This window comes from Geodermatophilus sp. URMC 61 (genome assembly GCF_052931555.1).
In genome coordinates this window covers 2,096,653-2,115,428 of the sequence record NZ_JBRFHZ010000002.1, presented here as the reverse complement: position 1 = coordinate 2,115,428, position 18,776 = coordinate 2,096,653, and the positions used below count along the sequence as shown (strand labels likewise).

At 73.3% G+C, this 18,776-nt stretch carries 16 protein-coding genes and 1 riboswitch; of the genes, 9 read left to right on the top strand and 7 right to left on the bottom strand.

Annotated elements, in window-relative coordinates:
* Window positions 1-282 (top strand): DUF1905 domain-containing protein, encoded by a 282-nt coding sequence (locus tag ACU610_RS09720; RefSeq protein WP_446767498.1) that lies wholly within the window; start codon window positions 1-3, stop codon window positions 280-282.
* Between the two features lie 89 nt (window positions 283-371).
* On the top strand, window positions 372-2,060 hold the full coding sequence (locus tag ACU610_RS09715; RefSeq protein ID WP_446767497.1) for a SpoIIE family protein phosphatase: 1,689 nt from the start codon (window positions 372-374) through the stop codon (window positions 2,058-2,060).
* A gap of 19 nt (window positions 2,061-2,079) precedes the next feature.
* Here the strand turns inward: ACU610_RS09715 and ACU610_RS09710 are convergent, their stop codons facing one another.
* Window positions 2,080-3,147 carry a C40 family peptidase gene (locus tag ACU610_RS09710; protein WP_446767496.1) on the bottom strand — a complete coding sequence of 356 codons (1,068 nt, stop codon included), beginning with the start codon at window positions 3,145-3,147 and terminating at the stop codon, window positions 2,080-2,082.
* Window positions 3,148-3,161: 14 nt separating this feature from the next.
* Window positions 3,162-3,302: riboswitch (cyclic di-AMP (ydaO/yuaA leader) on the bottom strand.
* 387 nt (window positions 3,303-3,689) lie between these two features.
* On the opposite strand from ACU610_RS09710, the gene ACU610_RS09705 reads away from it, so the two are divergent.
* From ACU610_RS09705 to ACU610_RS09695, 3 genes are all read left to right on the top strand, one after another.
* Window positions 3,690-4,031, top strand: coding sequence for an STAS domain-containing protein (locus ACU610_RS09705; RefSeq protein WP_446767495.1), 342 nt, complete (start codon window positions 3,690-3,692; stop codon window positions 4,029-4,031).
* Between the two features lie 68 nt (window positions 4,032-4,099).
* Window positions 4,100-4,903, top strand: a complete 804-nt coding sequence (locus ACU610_RS09700; RefSeq protein WP_446767494.1) for a DUF1932 domain-containing protein — start codon at window positions 4,100-4,102, stop codon at window positions 4,901-4,903.
* A 287-nt stretch (window positions 4,904-5,190) separates the two neighbouring features.
* Window positions 5,191-6,219, top strand: a complete 1,029-nt coding sequence (locus ACU610_RS09695; protein WP_446767493.1) for an ATP-dependent 6-phosphofructokinase — start codon at window positions 5,191-5,193, stop codon at window positions 6,217-6,219.
* A 114-nt stretch (window positions 6,220-6,333) separates the two neighbouring features.
* Here ACU610_RS09695 and ACU610_RS09690 read toward each other — a convergent pair whose 3' ends face one another.
* Both ACU610_RS09690 and ACU610_RS09685 read right to left on the bottom strand, forming a co-directional pair.
* Complete coding sequence (locus ACU610_RS09690; protein WP_446767492.1) at window positions 6,334-7,752, bottom strand: selenium-binding protein SBP56-related protein; 1,419 nt, start codon at window positions 7,750-7,752, stop codon at window positions 6,334-6,336.
* 264 nt (window positions 7,753-8,016) lie between these two features.
* Entirely contained in the window at window positions 8,017-9,285 is a 1,269-nt protein-coding gene (locus tag ACU610_RS09685) for a lipopolysaccharide biosynthesis protein (protein ID WP_446767491.1), read from the bottom strand.
* 1,041 nt (window positions 9,286-10,326) lie between these two features.
* On the opposite strand from ACU610_RS09685, the gene ACU610_RS09680 reads away from it, so the two are divergent.
* A complete protein-coding gene (locus ACU610_RS09680; RefSeq protein ID WP_446767490.1) occupies window positions 10,327-11,583 on the top strand; it encodes a lipid II:glycine glycyltransferase FemX in 1,257 nt (418 codons plus the stop codon).
* Window positions 11,584-11,744: 161 nt separating this feature from the next.
* Here ACU610_RS09680 and ACU610_RS09675 read toward each other — a convergent pair whose 3' ends face one another.
* Window positions 11,745-12,281, bottom strand: coding sequence for a hypothetical protein (locus ACU610_RS09675; protein ID WP_446767489.1), 537 nt, complete (start codon window positions 12,279-12,281; stop codon window positions 11,745-11,747).
* An 84-nt stretch (window positions 12,282-12,365) separates the two neighbouring features.
* On the opposite strand from ACU610_RS09675, the gene ACU610_RS09670 reads away from it, so the two are divergent.
* A complete protein-coding gene (locus ACU610_RS09670; protein WP_446767488.1) occupies window positions 12,366-13,079 on the top strand; it encodes a dienelactone hydrolase family protein in 714 nt (237 codons plus the stop codon).
* 63 nt (window positions 13,080-13,142) lie between these two features.
* Here the strand turns inward: ACU610_RS09670 and ACU610_RS09665 are convergent, their stop codons facing one another.
* Both ACU610_RS09665 and ACU610_RS09660 read right to left on the bottom strand, forming a co-directional pair.
* Window positions 13,143-14,972, bottom strand: a complete 1,830-nt coding sequence (locus ACU610_RS09665) for a TIM barrel protein (protein ID WP_446767487.1) — start codon at window positions 14,970-14,972, stop codon at window positions 13,143-13,145.
* Between the two features lie 97 nt (window positions 14,973-15,069).
* Complete coding sequence (locus tag ACU610_RS09660; protein WP_446767486.1) at window positions 15,070-15,948, bottom strand: shikimate dehydrogenase; 879 nt, start codon at window positions 15,946-15,948, stop codon at window positions 15,070-15,072.
* A 238-nt stretch (window positions 15,949-16,186) separates the two neighbouring features.
* Here ACU610_RS09660 and ACU610_RS09655 point away from each other — a divergent pair, with 238 nt between their 5' ends.
* Both ACU610_RS09655 and ACU610_RS09650 read left to right on the top strand, forming a co-directional pair.
* The gene (locus tag ACU610_RS09655; protein ID WP_446767485.1) at window positions 16,187-17,578 is read left to right on the top strand and encodes an MFS transporter; all 1,392 of its coding nucleotides are present in this window, start codon (window positions 16,187-16,189) and stop codon (window positions 17,576-17,578) included.
* Window positions 17,579-17,719: 141 nt separating this feature from the next.
* Entirely contained in the window at window positions 17,720-18,409 is a 690-nt protein-coding gene (locus tag ACU610_RS09650; protein WP_446767484.1) for a TetR/AcrR family transcriptional regulator, read from the top strand.
* Between the two features lie 76 nt (window positions 18,410-18,485).
* Here ACU610_RS09650 and ACU610_RS09645 read toward each other — a convergent pair whose 3' ends face one another.
* Complete coding sequence (locus ACU610_RS09645; RefSeq protein WP_446767483.1) at window positions 18,486-18,614, bottom strand: hypothetical protein; 129 nt, start codon at window positions 18,612-18,614, stop codon at window positions 18,486-18,488.
* Window positions 18,615-18,776: the final 162 nt, after the last annotated feature.

Genomic DNA, 18,776 nt, shown 5'->3' with positions numbered 1-18,776 from the left:
ATGCCCACCGCCCCGCTGGACACCGCCTTCACCGCGACCCTGGTCCGCAGCTCCGCGCCCGGCGGGTGGACCTATGTGCAGATGCCGGGCTCCGCGGAGTTCTTCGGGACGCGGGGCCTGGTGAAGGTCCGCGGCACCATCGACGGCCATCCGTTCCGCAGCTCGTTCATGGCCCTCGGTGACGGCACGCACAAGCTGCCGGTGGCCGCCGACGTCCGCCGGGCCATCGGCAAGGAGCCCGGCGAGGAGGTCACCGTGCACCTCGAGGAACGCCTGGCCTGACCTCCTCGGCTACGCGGGACGGGAGCGGCACTGGCGTAGATTCCCTCCGTCGACGGCGGTTGCGACGACCGCAGGTGGGGGAGGACGACGTGAGCGAGGCGGCAGCGGCCGCGGCGGTCGTCCCGGCATCCCCGACGGCGGCCGGGCAGGCGCCCGGCGTCGCGGTCTTCGACGGCGACTGGACGCTGGTCTCGGTCGACCAGGCGACCGCCGACCTGCTCGGCCGCCGGCGCGAGGAGCTGGCCGGCCGCAACATCTGGATCGCCCTGCCCGAGCTGGCCGGCACGATCCTGCACAGCTTCCTGCTGCACGCCCGGAGCGTCGGCGAGCGGGTGACCTGGCGCGGCTACTACCCGCCCGCGGGCTGCTGGCTCGACGCGACCGCGCAGCGGGCCGGCGACCACCTGCACGTCTCGCTGCGGCGCCGGGTCGGCCCGGTGCCCGAGAGCCGCACCGACGCCGTGGCGGACGAGGGCGACCGGCTGCGCTTCCTCGCCGAGGTCAGCGAGTCGATGGTCAGCACGCTGGACCCCACGAAGTCGGTCGCCACCCTGGTCGACCTCGTCGTCCCCCGGCTGTGCGACTGGGCCGTGGTCAGCGTGCTGGGGGACGACGGCGCTCCCACCGACGCGGGGTGGGGGCACCGCGACCCCGCCCGCGCGGACGACCTCGAGCTCTACCTCAGGAAGAGGGTGCGCACCGCCGTCGACGACAACCCGATGGTGACCGCGCTGTTCACCGGCGAACCGATCCACCTGCAGGCCCTGGACCCGGCGATCATCGAGCCCGCTTTCGGCGGCAGCGAGGAGGTCCGCGCGGCCTGGGAGCGGCTGGACGCCGGCTCGATCACCGTCGTCCCGCTGCGGGCGCGGGCGGAGACCTTCGGCGCCCTCGGGCTGATCAACGGCTCGGCCCGGCCACCGCACAGCGAGATGGAGATCGCCACGGCGGTGGAGGTGGCCCGCCGCGCCTCGCTGGCCATCGACAACGCCCGGCTCTACGGCCGCCAGCTCGCCGTCGCCGAGACCCTGCAGCGCAGCCTGCTCACCCCGCCGCCGCAGCCGGGCGACCTGGAGATCGCCGTCCGCTACCTGCCGGCGTCGAGCACGCTGCACGTCGGCGGCGACTGGTACGACGCCTTCCAGCAGCCCGACGGCGCGACGCTGCTGGTGATCGGCGACGTCGTCGGCCACAACGTCGACGCGGCCGCGGCGATGGGGCAGGTGCGCAGCATCCTGCGCGGCATCGCCTACGACCGGCACGAGGAGCCGGCGCGGGTCCTCACCCGCGTCGACGCGGCGCTCACCGGCCTGCGGATCGGCACCCTGGCCACCGCGCTCATCGCCCGCCTGGAGCAGCCGCCGGAGCTGGCCGGCAGCGGGCGGCGGGTGCTGCGCTGGTCCTCGGCCGGGCACCTGCCGCCGCTGCTCCTGCACGGCGACGGCCGGGTGGAGCTGCTGGCGAGCGAGCCGCAGACGCTGCTCGGTGCGGAGTCGACCGCGCCCCGCAGCGACGCCGTGGCGGAGGTCGGTGCGGGCGACACGCTGCTCTTCTACACCGACGGGCTGGTCGAGCAGGGCCGCACCGGCATCGACGAGGGCACCGACCGGCTGGTGGCCGCGGTGCGCGAGCTGGGTCCGGTCCCGGTCGACCGGCTGTGCGACGCGCTCATCGAGCGGATCGTCGGGCCCCGGCCGGAGGACGACGTCGCGATCGTCGCCGTGCGCTGTTCCGCGCAGGACGGCGCGGTCCAGGAGGGCGGCACCCCCGCCGGCTGACGGAGGCGCCGCCCGGGCCTCAGCCGATCCGGCGGGCGCTGTTGTAGCCGCCCATCGAGTCGATCGAGGCGACCTCGACCGGCTGGCCGGAGGTCGAGGCGTGCACCATCTGCTCGTCGCCGACGTAGATGCCGACGTGGCTGACCGGGCTGTAGAAGAACACCAGGTCGCCGGGCTGCAGCTGCGACCGCGACACCGGCGTCCCCGTCTGCGCCTGCATCCGGCTGGAGTGCGGCAGGCGCACGCCGGCGGCGGCGTAGGCGTACTGCACCAGGCCCGAGCAGTCGAAGGCGTCTGGCCCGGCGGCGGCCCACACGTAGGGGTCGCCGAGTTGTGCCAGGGCGGTGTCGACGGCGGTCGCCGCGGCGCCGCCGGCCGCCGCCACCCGCGGCGCCGGGGTCGGGGCCACCGCCGCTGCGGCCTGCTGCTGCGCGGCCGCGGCCTCCTCGGCCGTGTGCCGCTCCGCGGCCTCGCGGGCGGCCCGCTGCTCCTCGGCCGCCAGCCGGTCGTACACGGCCTGGAAGGTGGCGACCTGCCGGTCGAGGTCGGCCTGCTGGGCGGCGACCCGGTCCAGCAGCGCGGCGGCCTCGGCCGCGGTGCGCTCGGCCGCGCTGCGCGCCGCGGCGGCGGAGTCCGTGGCCTGCACCGCGCCGCCGAGGACACCGTTGGTGTGGTCGGCGATCGCCTGGAGCGTGCCGACCCGGTCGAGCAGCTCGTCGGGGGAGTCGGCGGTGAGCACCGCCGAGAGCGTGGTCAGCCGGTCGCCGGTCCAGGCGCCGCGGGCGACGGCGCGGACCTGCTCGCGCGCCGCGGCCAGGGCAGCCTCGGCGGCGGCGACGTCCCGGGCGGCCTGCGCGGCGGCGTCCTGGGTGGCGCGCAACTGCTCGCGCGCCTCGTTGAACCGCTCGGTGACGACCTCGAGGTCGTGGGCCCGCTCGGCGACGAGCGCGGCGGCCTCGGCGGAGGTCTCGGGGTCCTCGGGACTGGCGGCGGCGGGGACGGTCGTGAGCGTGAGGCCGCCGGCGGCGATCAGGCCGATCACGATGCGGGGGACCGCACGGCGGGCAGGGGTGGGTGCACTCGCCATGGAGGCGGGTCTGTCCTTCCTTCCACGGCCGCCTACCGAGTTAGCTGACGGGTTCGGGCGGGAAGACGCCCGGCGCTGCCCGGCCTGGCGGCCGGGTGGCGCTTCACCCCGGTGCTGCGGTGGGTCCCCGGCCCCCGATCCGGCGAGACGGGCCGGTACGGGGTTCGGCGGCGTCCGCCCGGTCGCCACGGGGGAGTGGCGGACGACCCGGTCGGACGGCCGGAACGGTAGGTCCGTGACCTCGGCGTGACAAACCGCGGTACGGGCGCGGTCGGACACCCCGGGTCGGGATGACCCACGGTGACCGGTCCGCGCACACTGCGTCCTGACGGCACCGGTAGCCACCGTCGACCCGCAGCGGCCCGCCGACGACGGGTCGGTGCTCGCGATCCCGTCCGAGCTGGTCCACCACGTGCTGCCGGACCTCCGGTCGAGGGGGTCCGCGCTCTCCGGCTGCCCCCCGGAGGCCCGTGCAGTGACGGTCCGGTGACACTGCTCGGGTCCTGCTTGTCGCTGGGGACGGGCGCGGTCACAGTGGGGGCGTGCACCACCTGAGCTCCGGGTCCGAGCCGCCGAGCGGCTCCTACCGGGTGGTGCAGGAGGGCGCCGGCCCGGTCCTGCACCTGATCGGCGACGTCGACGAACCCCTCGTGCGGCGGATGCGCGCCGACGGCCTCGACGAGCGCGAGCTGGTGGCCGTGCAGGTCGCCTCCGTCGGTTACATCGACTCCACGGGGCTGTCGCTGCTGGTGCGGTGGGCGCAGTCCGCGGCGCGCGACGGGCGGCCGGCGGTGCTCCGGTCGGCGTCCCCGCGGTTCCGCAAGGTGCTCGACCTGGCCGGCATCTCGGTGCTCTTCGTCCTCGCGGACGACGGCCGCGGCTGACCGGCCGCACCGGTCCCGGCCTACAGTCCGCCGGGGCGGCCCGCCGGGGGCCGCAGGAGGTGGGGACCGTGGACCGACCGCCGGCGATCGCGCTGCTGGGACTGGGGGAGGCCGGGGCGGAGATCGCCCGCGACCTGGTCGCTCTCGGTGCCGACGTGCGGGGCTACGACCCCCGGGTGGCTCCGCCACCCGGGGTGCTGCCGCGCACCGACGAGGCCGCGGCGGTCGCGGACGCCGACCTGGTGCTCAGCGTGAACAGCGCCGCCGACGCGCCCGTCGCGCTGCGCAACGCCCTGCCCCGGCTGCAGCCCGGGGCGATCTGGGCCGACCTCAACACCGCCGCGCCCCGCGTGAAGCGGGACCTCGCCGCGACCCTCGCCGACCGGGGTGTCCCGGTGGCCGACGTGGCGCTGCTGGGGACCGTCCCCGGGCGCGGGCTGCGCACCCCGATGCTGGTGTCCGGGGACGGCGCCCGCAGGTACGCGCAGGTGCTGGCCGGGTTCGGCGTGACCGTGGACGTGCTCGACGGTCCGGCGGGTGCGGCGATCTCCCGCAAGCTGTTGCGCAGCGTCTTCTGGAAGGGCGTGGCCGCCGCCGTGGTGGAGGCGGTGCAGGGCGCGGAGGCGGCCGGGGTCGGCGACTGGCTGCGGCGCGACATCGCCGCGGAGCTGGACCGCTTCGCCGCCACCGACCTCGAGGTGTTCCTGACCACGTCCCGCGAGCACGCCCGCCGCCGGACCGCGGAGATGGCGGCCGCCGCCCAGCAGCTGGCCGACCTGGGCGTGCCGGCCCGGGTGGCCGCCGCCGCGCGGGACCAGCTGGCGGCCCTGGCCGACGAGGCGACCCCAGGCGAGGACGGCGGCGGGTCCTGACCGGCGGCAGGCGTCCAGCGAACGCACAGCGCGGGTCCGGGCGGCCTCCAGGCCGGCCGGTCACGGTGGTTGCACACTGCGACCTGAGAAGCACCGTGAGCCACCCCGACCCGACCTCCAGCCGGCCCGGCCTGACCGCGCCTCCTGTGGCGCACGGGGCTGGTGGTGCGGCCGGCCGGGGCGACGAACGGAGGCGCGGCACACTGGGTCGAGGTGTCGCGGTGTCGTCATGTCGTCATGACGTATGGTCGATGGCGACCCGGCCCACGACCCCAGGGAGACAGCCGGTGCGTATCGGTGTGCTGACCGGCGGGGGCGACTGCCCCGGCCTCAACGCCGTCATCCGCTCGGTCGTCCGCACTGCGACGACCCAGTACGGCAGCTCGGTGATCGGTTTCCGCGACGGCTGGCGCGGCCTGCTCGAGAACCGCACCACCCCGCTGGACGTCGCCGCCGTCGACGGCCTGCTCACCCGCGGCGGGACGACGCTGGGCTCGGCCCGGGTGGCGCCGGAGAAGCTGCACGCCGGCCTCGACGACATGAGGGCCGTGCTGGACCAGCACGGGGTCGACGTGCTCATCCCGATCGGCGGTGAGGGCACGCTGACGGCGGCCCACCTCCTGTCGGAGGCCGGCGTCCCGGTCGTCGGCATCCCCAAGACCATCGACAACGACATCGACTGCACCGACCTGACCTTCGGCTTCGACACCGCGGTCAGCATCGCCACGGAGATGATCGACCGGCTGCACACCACCGCGGAGTCGCACCAGCGGGTGCTGCTGGTGGAGGTGATGGGCCGGCACGCCGGGTGGATCGCGCTGCACGCCGGCCTGGCCGCCGGCGCGCACCTGACCCTGGTGCCCGAGGAGCCCTTCGACGTCGCCGAGGTGGCGAAGATCGTCGAGGACCGCTTCGCCCGCGGCGACTCGCACGTCATCGGCGTCGTCGCCGAGGGTGCCACCCCGGTGCCCGGCACGATGCTGGTGCGTGACGGCGGCGTCGACGAGTACGGCCACAAGCGGTTCACCGGGGTCGCACAGCAGCTGGGCGAGGAGCTGGAGCGGCGCACCGGCAAGGAGGTGCGCACCACCGTGCTCGGCCACGTGCAGCGCGGTGGCACCCCGACCTCCTTCGACCGGGTGCTGGCCACCCGCTTCGGCCTGCACGCCACCGTCGCAGCGCACGAGGGCGGGGTCGGTCAGATGGTGGCGCTGCGCGGCACCGAGATCCACCTGGTGCCGCTGGCCGACGCCGTCGCCCGGCTCAAGACCGTGACGCCGTCGCGGCTGGCCGAGACCCTCGCCTTCACCGGCTGAACGGCCCCGTCCTCCCCACCCCTCGGAGGAGGACCCCTGCCCCCACTCGCTCGCAGGCTCGCGGCGGGTCCCTGCAGGGGCCGGCGGCGCCGTGGAGGGGGCCGTTCCAGCACCTCACCTGTAACAGTACGAATCCGAGGAGGCGTCGCCGCCCTGCAGGCGGACCTGGTGCGGCCGCAGCCCGCGCCAGTCGTCGCCGTGCGGGAAGAACCGCTCATCGAGGTTGAGTCCGCCGGTCTGCGGGTCGGTGTCGATCTTCGCCATCCACGAGCCGGTGCCGTCGGGGAAGAACTGGTCGTCCCACGCTCCGTACAGCGAGTTGGTGACGTAGATGCGCCGGCCGTCGCGGCTGACCTCGACCATCTGGGGGCCGCCGGCCAGCGGCTCGCCGGGCGCCGCCGGGTGGGCGGTCTTCCGCACGATGCCGCCCAGGTGCACCGAGCCGACCTCGCGCGGGTGCGCCGGGTCGGTGACGTCGTACTGCTTGAGCTCGCCGGTGCCCCAGCACGAGACGTAGAGCATCCGGTCGTCGACCGACAGGTCGATGTCGGTGACCAGCGGGGGCACCGCCGAGAACGGCTTGAGTGCCGGCGGCAGGTCGTCCGGGTCGGCGGGCTGGGCGGGGATCGTGATGACCTTCTCGGCCTTCCACTCCTCGCCGTCGCGGAACCAGCGCCACACCGACGCCGACAGGTCGGCGGTGGAGACGACGACGCCGGCGAAGCCCCAGGTCGCCTCCGGGTCGTGGGAGGGCCGCAGCTCGAGGACCATCTGGTGCTCCGCACCCAGGTCGACCGTCTGCCGGTGCCGGCCCTCGGCGAGGTCCCAGAAGTGCAGTGCGTGGCCGTACTCGCCGCCGAGCAGCAGCTCGGGGACCAGCCCGTCCTCCACCATGGCCGGGGTGCCCCACTCGCTGGAGACGAGCGTGTTCTGGTTCAGGTGCCACCAGGCGTCGTAGGCGAGGTACTGCGGGCCGCGGTCGGTCTCCCACGCCCGCAGGACGTCGAAGGTGCTGTGGTCCAGCAGCGCGATCCCGCCCGGGCCGTCGTCCCCGGTCCCGTTGCCCAGGCAGGTGAGGAAGACGCCGTCCGGGCCGCAGTGCAGCGTGTGCGGCCGGGAGTAGCCGGCCTTCTCCGCCAGCTCCTGCGCCTCGATCGTCTTGTGCAGTCTCGGCGAGCGCGGGTCGGGGTGGGTGTCGTAGACGTGCACGTTCGAGCTGCGCAGCCCGGGCAGCAGCAGGTAGCGGCGCTGCAGACCGTCGTCCCCCATGTCGTGGCCCTCGTGCCTCAGCGCGCTGGAGCAGGCGTTCCAGCCGAAGTGGTGGAGCTCGTCGCCGACCGTGGGCAGCTCGGCGAAGCCGACCAGCTGCCCGTAGGTCGGGGAGTCCGCGTCGGTGTCCACGACGGTGAGTGCGTCGGGCCTCGCGCCGGCGCGGTCGAACGCGACGACGTAGGCCAGCCGCTCGGTCGGGGCGGCGATCGCCTCGGCGGCGCTGCGGTAGAAGGTGGGGTCCATCCGCGTCGGGCTGCTCATCATCGGCCTCCTGGACTGACGGGTAGGCCCGACCATCCCGCGCCCGCCCGCCCCGGGGAAGACGCTGCTGCGTCAGCCGGCGCCACGCCGTCGCAACCGGCGGTTCCACCACCCCGGCTGCCGCCGGGACCGCACGAGGAGTCGCCGGTACTCGCGGTGCTGCGCCCCCACCAGCCACGGGACGACGACCGAAGCCGTCCGCGCCCGAGACGTCGGCTTCTGCATGCGCGGGCGGCTTCGCGCTGCTGGGCGCCGCCTGCGGCATCACTCGGGTCGCGCTCGGGGAATGGCCATTTGGACCGTGCCCCGGAGGCCACGTACCACCAGTGGCAGCATGAGGCAGGACTCGAGCGTTAGTGCAATGAGCCACCCGCTGGCGAATCCGAGTAGGCCGGCGTGTCGGCCGCCGAGGAACGCCATGCCCATCTCAAGGGCGGCACCCAAGTAGATCAGTGGTACGGCGTTGTGGACGCGACGTCCGATCCGGCAGACCGCGACATAGTGGTTCTTGACCACGGTCGGGATACCGGCAAGGGCCAGCACGATCAAGGCCCCCGTGCCATTGCGGACGTACTGCTCGCCGAACACGGAGAGGATCCACGGGGCTCCTCCTGAGAGAACTCCAGCGGCGATCAGAGTGAGCACCACGGAGATTGTCAGCGTGAGCCGCAGTCTCTGCGCAAGTGCGCGGCTGTCGTCAGCTCCGACGGCGTACAGCATCCCGGCGAGTGACGCCGGTAGCACAAAGGCGGTGCTGGTCAGCTGCCAGGCGATGTAGAAGTTTGCGTTGGCCTCGGCCGACACCACGCTGATGACGAGCACGGGGAGCGTCAATAGGGGGACCTTGAGGCCGAGGTTGAGGAGTTGATGCCGCAGCACCGGGGGCATCACGTCTCGCAGTAGTGGAACTATCGCGGACAGTCGTAACTCACTCAGGCATGCCTGTGTCCACCTGCCACGCGCAATGGCCAGCCAGACCAGTGACAAGACCGCGCCAGCGACCCACGTCGCGAACAAGATGAGTCCTCCGCTGTTGGCCAGGACAATGCCAGCCAGTACGAGCAGGAGGAGCTTCAGGACGCCGAACAAGGTATTGCGGTGGAGCTGGATGCGCCCGTAGAGGGCCCCCAGGAGAGCCGCGTCCAGCACCCCCCCGACTGCGGTAGCCGTGGCGCCCACCACGAACAGCAGAACAGTCCATGTGCTGGCAGCCAGGGGGCGCAGGTCCTGCGAGAGAAGTGGCACCACTACTGCGTAGATCACGGCCAGGACGGTGGTTGTGAAGCCGGTGGCCATCAACGTGGTGACGATGAGGGATCGTCGGCGCTCTCGGATGCGCTGCGCTTCTCCCAAGACGTACGTGGTCAGGCCGAGCGAGGACAGCGTCGAGACCAAGGTCATGCCGGACACGGCTGCGCTGCTGAAGCCGACGGCCGACGGCGAAAAGCTGCGGGCCGCGACAAACCAGTACGCGAGTCCTAGCGCCGAGGTGGCGACGGTAGCGCTGGCCGCACTGACCGCGTTGGTGACCATGTCCCGCAGCACGGGCTGTGAGCGCCACAGGCTCCGTACCCGCTGGATGAGCGTCCTCCGGCCGGGGAGCTGCGGTCTTCCGCTCGGCCCATTGGACCCCGGAGCCGATCGGCTCGTCATGCTCCCAGTCCTGAGCCGCGGAGCTGTAGCGGCTGGCGGTGACCGGCGATACGGGAGCGGTCGTTGCCTTCGCGCCACTCCCAGGGGCGGTCCGGCACCCGATGGATTCTCGGCCAGCGAGTCGAGCCCTCGTTCGTGATGACGAATTTCGTGCGTGAGCGACTTCCCGAAGACCTCACCTGTTGAAGTTCCGGCTGAGGTGGTGCCGGTCCGGCGTCTGGAGTTGGTTCATCGAGTAGATGTCGTAGTCGGTCAAGAATGCCGCGGCATGGATCGGACCCGCATCGACGAGTCGCGAAGGGCCGCCGGATACGGTCTCCGGCGGGGAGCGCCGTTGAGTGGAGGCTTTCCAATGTCGTGGTGTTCTCCGTCCGGAGTGCCGGATGTCAGGCCTGGCGAGGATCCTCATCCGGCTCACGGATCGTCGAACCGGCGGCGGCGAGCGATCGCGACGGGGTGACCGCTCGGGTACCAGGACCCGGGATGATCAGCTCGACGTCGTGCCACCGTCGATGGGAGCGCTTCTCATCGCGGTCCGCAGGTGACTGCACACGGTGACCGACGTCGGCGGTCGTGATCGGACCGCGCATGTTCCTCCCGTTGTCGGTGGTCCTGGCACTCAACTACGGCGTGAAGAGCCGTGTCAACGAGTTCCGCCGGGTGGACGTGTGGGCCGAATAGAACGACGGGTCCGAATGCTGTTACGAAGCGTAGTGGCGCCTCCGTAGCGATGATGGTTTCGCCTCGACGTGACGATCTTGCTCCTGTGCGTCGACTCACTGATCCAGTCGAGTCGCAACTGCTCTCGGGTTGGCGAGCCGTGCCGGAATGCGGCCCCGCAGGGTCAGCGACGTGGCACCATCGGCGGCCGTCGCAGGGACGGTCCCTGACAGTCCTCGCGGCTCAGCCCGCAGCGCCTAGATGTCGTGTGGCGGGTCCGTACCCGTGACCGGAGACCGAAGCTGCAAGGAGAGATGCATGTCAGGGCACCCTATCCGTGCTGCTGCCGGCGACGGTGGAGTCCCTTGGAGCGACGGTGTCGTTGCTCCCCCAGCAGGGAGCGGGAAACACGTCCCAGACGACCTGCATGTCCGGGAGTGCGATCCCACCCTCGACGACCGTTGGGATCGGTTTGTCGCCGACCACCCCGACGGCCACATCTACCAGTCCGCCGGCTGGTTCTCGGTGGTCACTGCTTTCACCGGACACGCTCCCACGGCTCTTATGTGCGAGGACGGGGCTGGACGGCTGAGAGGGGTGCTACCGATGGTGTGCAGGCCTGCTGGGCTGCTGAGCCGACGGACGCACTACTACTCCTCCCTGCCTCACTCCCCTTTCGCCGGGCCTCTCGCCGACAGCGATGAGGCCACAGCCGCGATGCTGCGGGCCGCCGCCGCACGCGTCGAGGCAGACCCAGGAACGTGGCTTTCTGTGCGTTCGACCACCGGAGGCCTGGACCAGTGGCTCCCCGTATCAGTGACAACTCGAACCACCTACGTTCGGGAGTTGCCTCCACCGGAGCAGCCGTTACGCTTTGGAAACTCACATAACCACGGTGTCAAAAGGCGCGCGGTGGAGAAGGTGGAGCGGTCTGGAGTCCGGGTACGTGCAGCGGAGACCGAATCTGACCTCAGAGCTTGGTACCGGCTCTACCTCGCTACCATGCGCCGACACGTAGTACTGCCCATGCCGTACCGATTCTTCCTCACTGTGTGGAGGATCCTCGGCCCGAGCGGCCACGCGCAGCTCCTGCTTGCTGAGCAGGAGCGGGGATCTGCTGCAAATCTGCTGGTGGGCTCCTTGTTCCTGCGCTTCGGGGGGACGGTCATGTACGCGAAGAACGGTCGTGACCCGGACGAGGTGTCCTCCCAGCCGAACGATGCGATCCTGTGGCGCGCGATGCACGATGCGTGGAAGGCGGGATACCGCTACTTCGACCTGGGCGAGGTGCGGGAGAACCAAGAGAGTCTCGGGCAGTACAAGATGAAGTGGGGAGCGCGGCCTCAGTCCTTCCATGTGTACCGGTATCCGTATGCGGCGAGTTCTCCGACCGCAAGCCGGGACACGGGAACCGGCCGGCTGTCTCCCCGGATCGCAGCCGCCAGTCGGAACCTGTGGCAACGTGTCCCGCTGCGTGCCACCGCCGCCATAGGTGAACGCTGGTATTCGTGGTACTGAAGTCGCGCCGGAATGGCAACGAAGCCACGTCCGTGCCCGGTGGGCGCCAGAACGCCGTTCGGAAGGCCCCTGGGGAACGGTCACACGGAGAGGTGGCGCCTCGTCGCTGACGGTTGCTAGGCGGCCATGCGCAGGGGAGTGGCGGGGAAGACGCTGCTGCGTCAGCCGGCGCCACGCCGTCGCAACCGGCGGTTCCACCACCCCGGCTGCCGCCGGAACCACGCGAGGAGTCGCCGGTACCCGCGGTGCTGAGCCCCCACCAGCCACGGGACGACGACCGGCACGACCAGCGTCCCGACGAGCCCGCGGCGGTTCTCCAGCAGTCCGCCGACGGCCGCGACCCCCGAGACGTGCAGGACGACGTCGTACGGGTGCACCACCGGCCCGCGCAGGCCCTCGCACTCGGCGAGCCACGGTAGCCACGGGCGGACGCGGGGCCAGCCGGTCAGGTGAGCCACCACCGCGGACAGGTACACCCCGTCGACGACGGCGAAGACCGGGTCCCAGGACGCCGGCCGCCGTCCCGCCTCCCGGACGCCGACGGCGGTGCTGCCGGCCCACCACGCCGCGGCGGGCACCGGTCCGGCCGGCCCCGCGAACGGCATGCCCACGCCGGCCAGCAGCTCGTAGAGCACGTGCGCGCCGCCGCCGAGGACGGCCGCCCGTGTCCACGGCCGGCGGCGGGTGCGTGCCTGCACGGCTCCTCCTCCCGGGCTGCCGGAGGTTGGTCCGCTGGGTAGCGTCCGGGGCTCCGACCCGGCCGACGACGACAGGAGCCGTCCGTGCCCGAGACGACCATCCCCGGCGCGGTGAGCGCTCCGCACCTGCGCGCGCACCTCGCCGTCCCGCCGGTGGGGCAGGGGCCGTGGCCGGGCGTGGTGGTGGTGCACGAGGCGTTCGGGTTGAACGACGACACCCGCCAGCAGGCCGACCGGCTCGCCGCCGCGGGCTACCTCGCCCTGGCCCCCGACCTGTTCAGCGCCGGCGGCGCCGTGCGCTGCCTGAGGCGCACCTTCGGCGACCTGCTCCGCCAGGACGGCCCGGCCTTCGGCGACCTGGAGGCGGCCCGCGGCTGGCTGGCCGGCCGGGAGGACTGCACCGGCCGGATCGGCGTCGTCGGCTTCTGCATGGGCGGCGGGTTCGCCCTGCTGGCGGCCACCCGCGGCTTCGACGTCGCCGCGCCGAACTACGGGATGCTGCCCAAGGACGCCGAGCGGGTGCTGGCGGGCGCCTGCCCAGTGGTGGCCAGCTACGGCAGGAGGGACCGCGCTCTCCGCGGGGCGGCGCAGCGGCTGGAGCGGGTGCTCACCGGGCTCGGCGTGCCGCACGACGTCCACGAGTACCCCGACGCCGGGCACTCGTTCATGAACCGGCACGACACCGGGCCCTTCGCCGTCCTGGAGCGGGTGGCCGGCCTCGACTACCACCACCCGTCGGCCGAGGACGCCTGGGCGCGGATCCTGCGCTTCCTCGACACCCACCTCCGCGCCGGCTGAGGGGACCCCGTCCCCTCCCACGCTGCGCAGGCTCAGAGCGGGACCCGGGACGGAGCCGGCGGATCAAGGCAGCGCGGGGACGACGGCCGCCTGGCGCCGGCGGCGGTGGGCCGCCATCCGCACGGGCGCGTCGGCGGTGCCGTAGCCGTCGTAGCCGCCGAGCCGCTGCACCACCTCGAAGAACACCCGGTCGCCGAGCACCTCCGTGGCCAGGTGCAGGTAGCCGCCGGCGCCGTCCTCCTCGTACATCAGCCCGTGCTCGCGGACCGCGGCCAGCACGTCGGCCGGCAGGTCGAAGCGGGCCTCGAGGTCGTCGGCGTAGTTGGCCGGCAGCGGCAGCAGCGGGGCGCCCGCCGCGCGCAGCCGGCGCGCCGTCGTGACCACGTCGTCGGTGGCGAGGGCGACGTACTGCGGCTCGGGGACGCCGGGCGCCCAGCCGCCGCGTCGCAGCGCCGCTGCCGACAGCGCCAGCCGCACCGACCGCGCCGGGTCGGTGACCGCGCGGGTGCGCACGAGGCCGAAGGGGGCCGCCAGCTCGGTGACCTCCTGCGGCTCCAGCCCGAGGACGGCGCGGTAGAACAGCCCCGCCTCGTCGAAGGAGTCGAACGGCTGGGTCAGCCCCACGTGGTCGACATCGGTGATCCCCGCACCGGGCCCGACCTGCTCCCCGGTGGGCAGGAAGTCCGCCGGCCAGCCGTCGGGGACGGTGCGGGTGAAGAAGACCTGCGTACCGTCGGGTGCGGCCACGGCCGACAGCTCGGCCTCGGCGGCCCCGCGGGTGCGCGGGAGGACCGGGGCGCTCATGGCCTCGGCGCGGGCGGCCGAGCGGCCGGGGTCGGCGCTCTCCAGCCCCAGCGCGGCGACCGAGGCGACGCCGGCCGCGGCCGGGCGCACCACGGAGGCGTTGAGGAGCACTCGGGCGCGGCCCTGCTCCCACAGCTGCACCGGCTTCGAGCGGTGCTGGCCGGTGTGGGTGAAGCCGAGCGCGGTGAGCACCCCGGCAACCCGCGGACCCGAGACGCCGTCGACGCCGAGCTCGGTGAACGACCAGCCCGACAGAGCCGGCGCGGCCGGCGGCGGGGGCAGGTCGGACGCCGGGTCGCGCAGCGCGAGCCCCTCCTCCAGCCACTGCAGCGAGCGCATCGCGTCCACAGCCGTCCGGACCGGGTCGGACTGCCGGTAGACGTCGTTGAAGACCTCGAGCGACAGCGGCCCGGCGTAGCCCGTGGCGAGCACCGCGGCGACGAAGCCGGGCAGGTCGAAGGCGCCCTGGCCGGGGAAGAGGCGGTGGTGGCGGCTCCACTGCAGCACGTCCATGGCCAGCCGCGGCGCGTCGGCCAGCTGCAGGAAGAACAGCTTCTGCCCGGGGACGTCGGCGAAGCCGGCCGGGTCGCCCCCGCGGGAGAGCACGTGGAAGCTGTCCAGGCACAGCCCGAGAGCGGGGGAGTCCGCACGGCGGACGGCGTCCCACGACCGCTCCCACGTCGAGACGTGCCGGCCCCAGGCCAGCGCCTCGTAGGCGATCCGCAGGCCGCGCTCGCTGGCGCGGGCGGCGGCGGTGGCCAGTTGCCCGGCCAGCCGGTCGGCGTCCTCGACGGCGTCCGGCGCGACCGAGGAGCAGACCAGCACGGTGTCGACGCCGAGCGCGGCCATCACGTCGAACTTGCGCTCGGCCCGGCGGAGGTTGCGGGTGAAGCGGTCGGGGTCGGTGGAGTCCAGGTCGCGGAAGGGCTGGTAGAGGTCGATGGACAGGCCGAGGTCCGCGCAGTGGGCGGCCAGCTCGGCCGGGGACCACGGCGAGGCCACGAGGTCGGGCTCGAAGACCTCGATGCCGTCGAACCCGGCGGCGGCCGCGGCGGCGATCTTGTCCTCGAGGGTGCCGGAGAGGCACACCGTGGCGATGGCCCGGCGTGGTCGCTGGGGAGAACGGGCGGCCCCCTGCAGGGTCCCGCCGCGAGTCTGCGAGTGGCGGGGGGCAGGGGGTCCTTCCTCAGCCGACACGGGTGCCGGAGACCAGCGTAGTGAAGTGGGCCAGCATCCGGTCGGCGTCGGGCTCGACCCCGGTGAACAGCCGGAAGGCGTCGACGGCCTGGAACACCGCCATGCCGCCGCCGTCGAGCACCCGGCAACCCAGCTCGCGGGCGGTGCGGATCAGCGCGGTCTCCAGCGGGCGGTAGACGATGTCGGCCACCCACAGGTCGGGTCGCAGCAGGCCGGCGTCCAGCGGCAGGCCCGGGTGGGCGGCCATGCCGGTGGGCGTGGCGTGCACCAGCCCGTCGGCGTCGCCGAGCGCGACCGGCAGGGTGGCCAGGTTGCCGCCGGTGGCGCGGGTGTCCCCGAACCGCGCGCGCAGGGAGCTGGCCAGCTCCACCGCCCGCTGCACGTCGACGTCGAGGACGGTGAGTCGTCGGGTGCCGAGGGTGAGCAGCGCGTGGGCGACCGCCGCCCCGGCGCCGCCGGCGCCGAGCAGCACCACCCGGTCCAGCGGGGCCTCGGGCAGGCCGCGGTCGAAGGCCCGGGCGAAGCCCGACCAGTCGGTGTTGTGCCCCACCGCGCGGCCGTCGCGGAGCACGACGGTGTTCACCGCACCCAGGGCCGCGGCGTCCGCGGAGAGGTCGTCGAGGTGCGGGATGACCAGCTGCTTGCAGGGGTGGGTGACGTTGAGTCCGTCGTAGCCGGCCAGCCGCGCGGCGGCGAGGATCTCGCCGATCGCCGTCGCCGGCTTCTGCAGCCGGTCGAGGTCCAGGCGCCGGTAGAGGTACCGCAGGCCCAGCTCGTCGGCCTCGCGCTCGTGCAGCGGCGGGGTGAGCGACGGGCCGATGCCGCTGCCGACCAGACCGACCAGGAAACCCTGCGCATCGCCCGTCACGGGACCGCCCCCTGTATGTACCAAATGGTGAGTTGTTGTGCAGCAGACCACATCCGGCGGCCCGGCGCCAGCCTCCGCCGGCGGTCCGGAGCCGTCGGCGAGCGGGGCTTGTGCTCTACGCCACGCTAATGTACCAATTAGTTCATTGCGGACGTGGTGCCGGTCACCGCGCTCGCTCTCGCACCGAGCACCGCCGTCCCGCGCCCCCCGGCGCCCCCCGTCCCGCTCAGGAGGACCGATGCGCGACGCAGTGGCCGAGCCCGGCTCGCACGAGCCCCGTGAGTTCCAAAAGTCGCCCAGGAAGGCGGCGGCCAGCGGCTGGATGGGCAGCGCGCTGGAGTACTACGACTTCTTCATCTACGCCCAGGCCGCGGCCCTGGTGTTCCCGACGATCTTCTTCCCGGAGTCCAACCCGCAGATCGGCATCATCGTCGCGCTGGCCACCTTCGGCGTGGGCTACGTGGCCCGGCCGATCGGCGCGTTCGTGCTCGGCCACTGGGGTGACACCCACGGGCGCAAGAACGTGCTGGTGCTGTGCATGCTGCTGATGGGCGCGTCCACGTTCCTCGTGGCGCTGCTGCCCACCTACCAGCAGGTCGGCCTGCTGGCCCCGGCGCTGCTGGTGCTGCTGCGGCTGGTCCAGGGCTTCGCCGTCGGCGGGGAAATCTCCGGCGCCAGCGCGATGATCGTCGAGCACGCGCCCTTCGGCCGGCGCGGCTACTACGCCAGCTACACCCTGCAGGGCGTGCAGGCCGGGCAGATCCTCGCCGCCGCGGTGTTCCTGCCGCTGGCAGCGTTGCTGCCCGAGGCGGCGTTCGAGTCATGGGGCTGGCGCATCCCGTTCCTGCTGTCCGCCCTGGTCGTGATCGCCGGCTACGTCATCCGGCGCCGGGTCGACGAAACCCCGGTCTTCCAGGAGGAGGCCGCGCACGGCGAGGTGCCCAAGGCCCCGATCGTGCAGGCCGTCCGGGAGAGCGGCAGGGACATGCTCCGCGTCGTCTGCATGGCGCTGATGAACGCCGTCCCGGTGGCGACCACCGTGTTCGGCGCCACCTACGCCACCAACGAGGAGGCCTACGGCATCGGCTTCAGCGCCTCCACCTACCTGTGGATCTCCGTGGTAGGCAACGCGGTCGCCGTGCTGCTGATCCCCTTCGTCGGCAACCTGTCCGACCGCATCGGCCGACGGCCGTGCATCATCGTCGGTGCGCTGGGCTCGACGGCGCTGTCCTTCGCCTACCTGTACGCGATCAGCCAGGGGTCGGTGGTGGGGGCCTTCGTCCTCGCGATCCTCATGTGGGGTGTGGTCTACCAGGGCTACAACGCGGTCTTCCCGGCCTTCTACCAGGAGCTGTTCCCGACCCGGACCCGCGTCACGGCCTTCGCGGTCTCGCAGAACCTGGGCACCATGATCACCGCGTTCCTCCCCGCCCTCTACGCGATCGTCGCCCCGGGCGGGTCGAACGTGCCGCTGATCGTCGGCGGCATCACCTTCGGCGTCGGGATCATCGCGGCCACGGCCGCCTGGTCGGCCCGGGAGACCCACCGGGTGCATATGAACGACCTGGGTCGCGACGACGCCCCCGTGGTGCCGCGCGAGGAGTACGAGCGCATCCGCGCCTCCGCCTGAAAGAGGACCCTCCTGCCCCCGCCACTCGCGGGCTCGCGGCGGGCCCCTGCAGGAGGGCCGTCCCGGGCGGCCGGGCCGACAGTGCGTCGGCCCGGCCGCCTAGGCTCGGGGACCAGCCCACCGCCGGGAGGTTCCGCCGTCGTGCCGCCGTCCGCCGCTCAGCCGCTGCCCGACGACGCCACCGTGCCGGCGGGTCCCGAGCCCGCTCCGGTGCGCCAGCGTGACGCCGAGCGCACCCGTGCCGAGATCCTCGACGTGGCCACCAGCGAGTTCGCCGACCGGGGCTACGCCGGGGCGCGGGTGGACGAGATCGCCGCGAAGACCCGCACGACCAAGCGGATGATCTACTACTACTTCGGCGGCAAGGAGCAGCTCTACGTCGCCGTCCTGGAGCGGGCGTACAGCCGGATCCGCAGCCTGGAGCAGCAGCTCGACGTCGAGCACCTCGACCCGGTCCAGGCGGTGCGCGAGCTGGCCGGTCTGACCTTCGACCACCACGAGGCCCATCCGGAGTTCATCCGGCTGGTGAGCATCGAGAACATCCACCGGGCCGAGCACATCGCCCGCTCCGAGGCGCTGTCCGGGCTGGCGAACCCCGCGCTCGACGTCCTCGGCCGGATCCTCGAGCGCGGCTGGGACGCCGGGGTCTTCCGGGACGATGTCGACGCCCTGGACGTGCACCAGGTGATCAGCGCCTACTGCATCTTCCGGACGGCGAACCGGCACACCTGGCGGGCCCTCTTCGGCCGGGACATGCTCGACCCCGAGCGGCGCGAGCACCAGCGCCGGCTGCTCGGTGACCTCGTCGTCGCCCACCTCACCGCCCACTGATCCCGCCGCGGCCGCGCCGCCGGCGCCGCATCGTCGCCCTGCACGCGGTGTGGCCTGGGGGCGCACACGCCGCGGGTCAGGCGCCGGCGACCTCGATGAGCGCGATCGTGTCCCCCTCGGGGTCGGTCGCCACGGCCTCGCGCGCCCCGGCGCCCTCGGCCGTGACGGGGCCGCAGTGGATGCCGCGCCTGCCCAGGTCGGTCACCGCGTCGTCCAGGTCGCGGACCTCGATGGCGGCGAGACCGCGGCCGGCGCGCGGCGTCCTCGACCACGTAGAGCCACCCGGTCCCGGTCACCCGCCACAGGACCTCCCGGTCGTGCGCCACGACGTCGGCGTCCCGCCCGAACAGCCGGCCGTACCACTCCG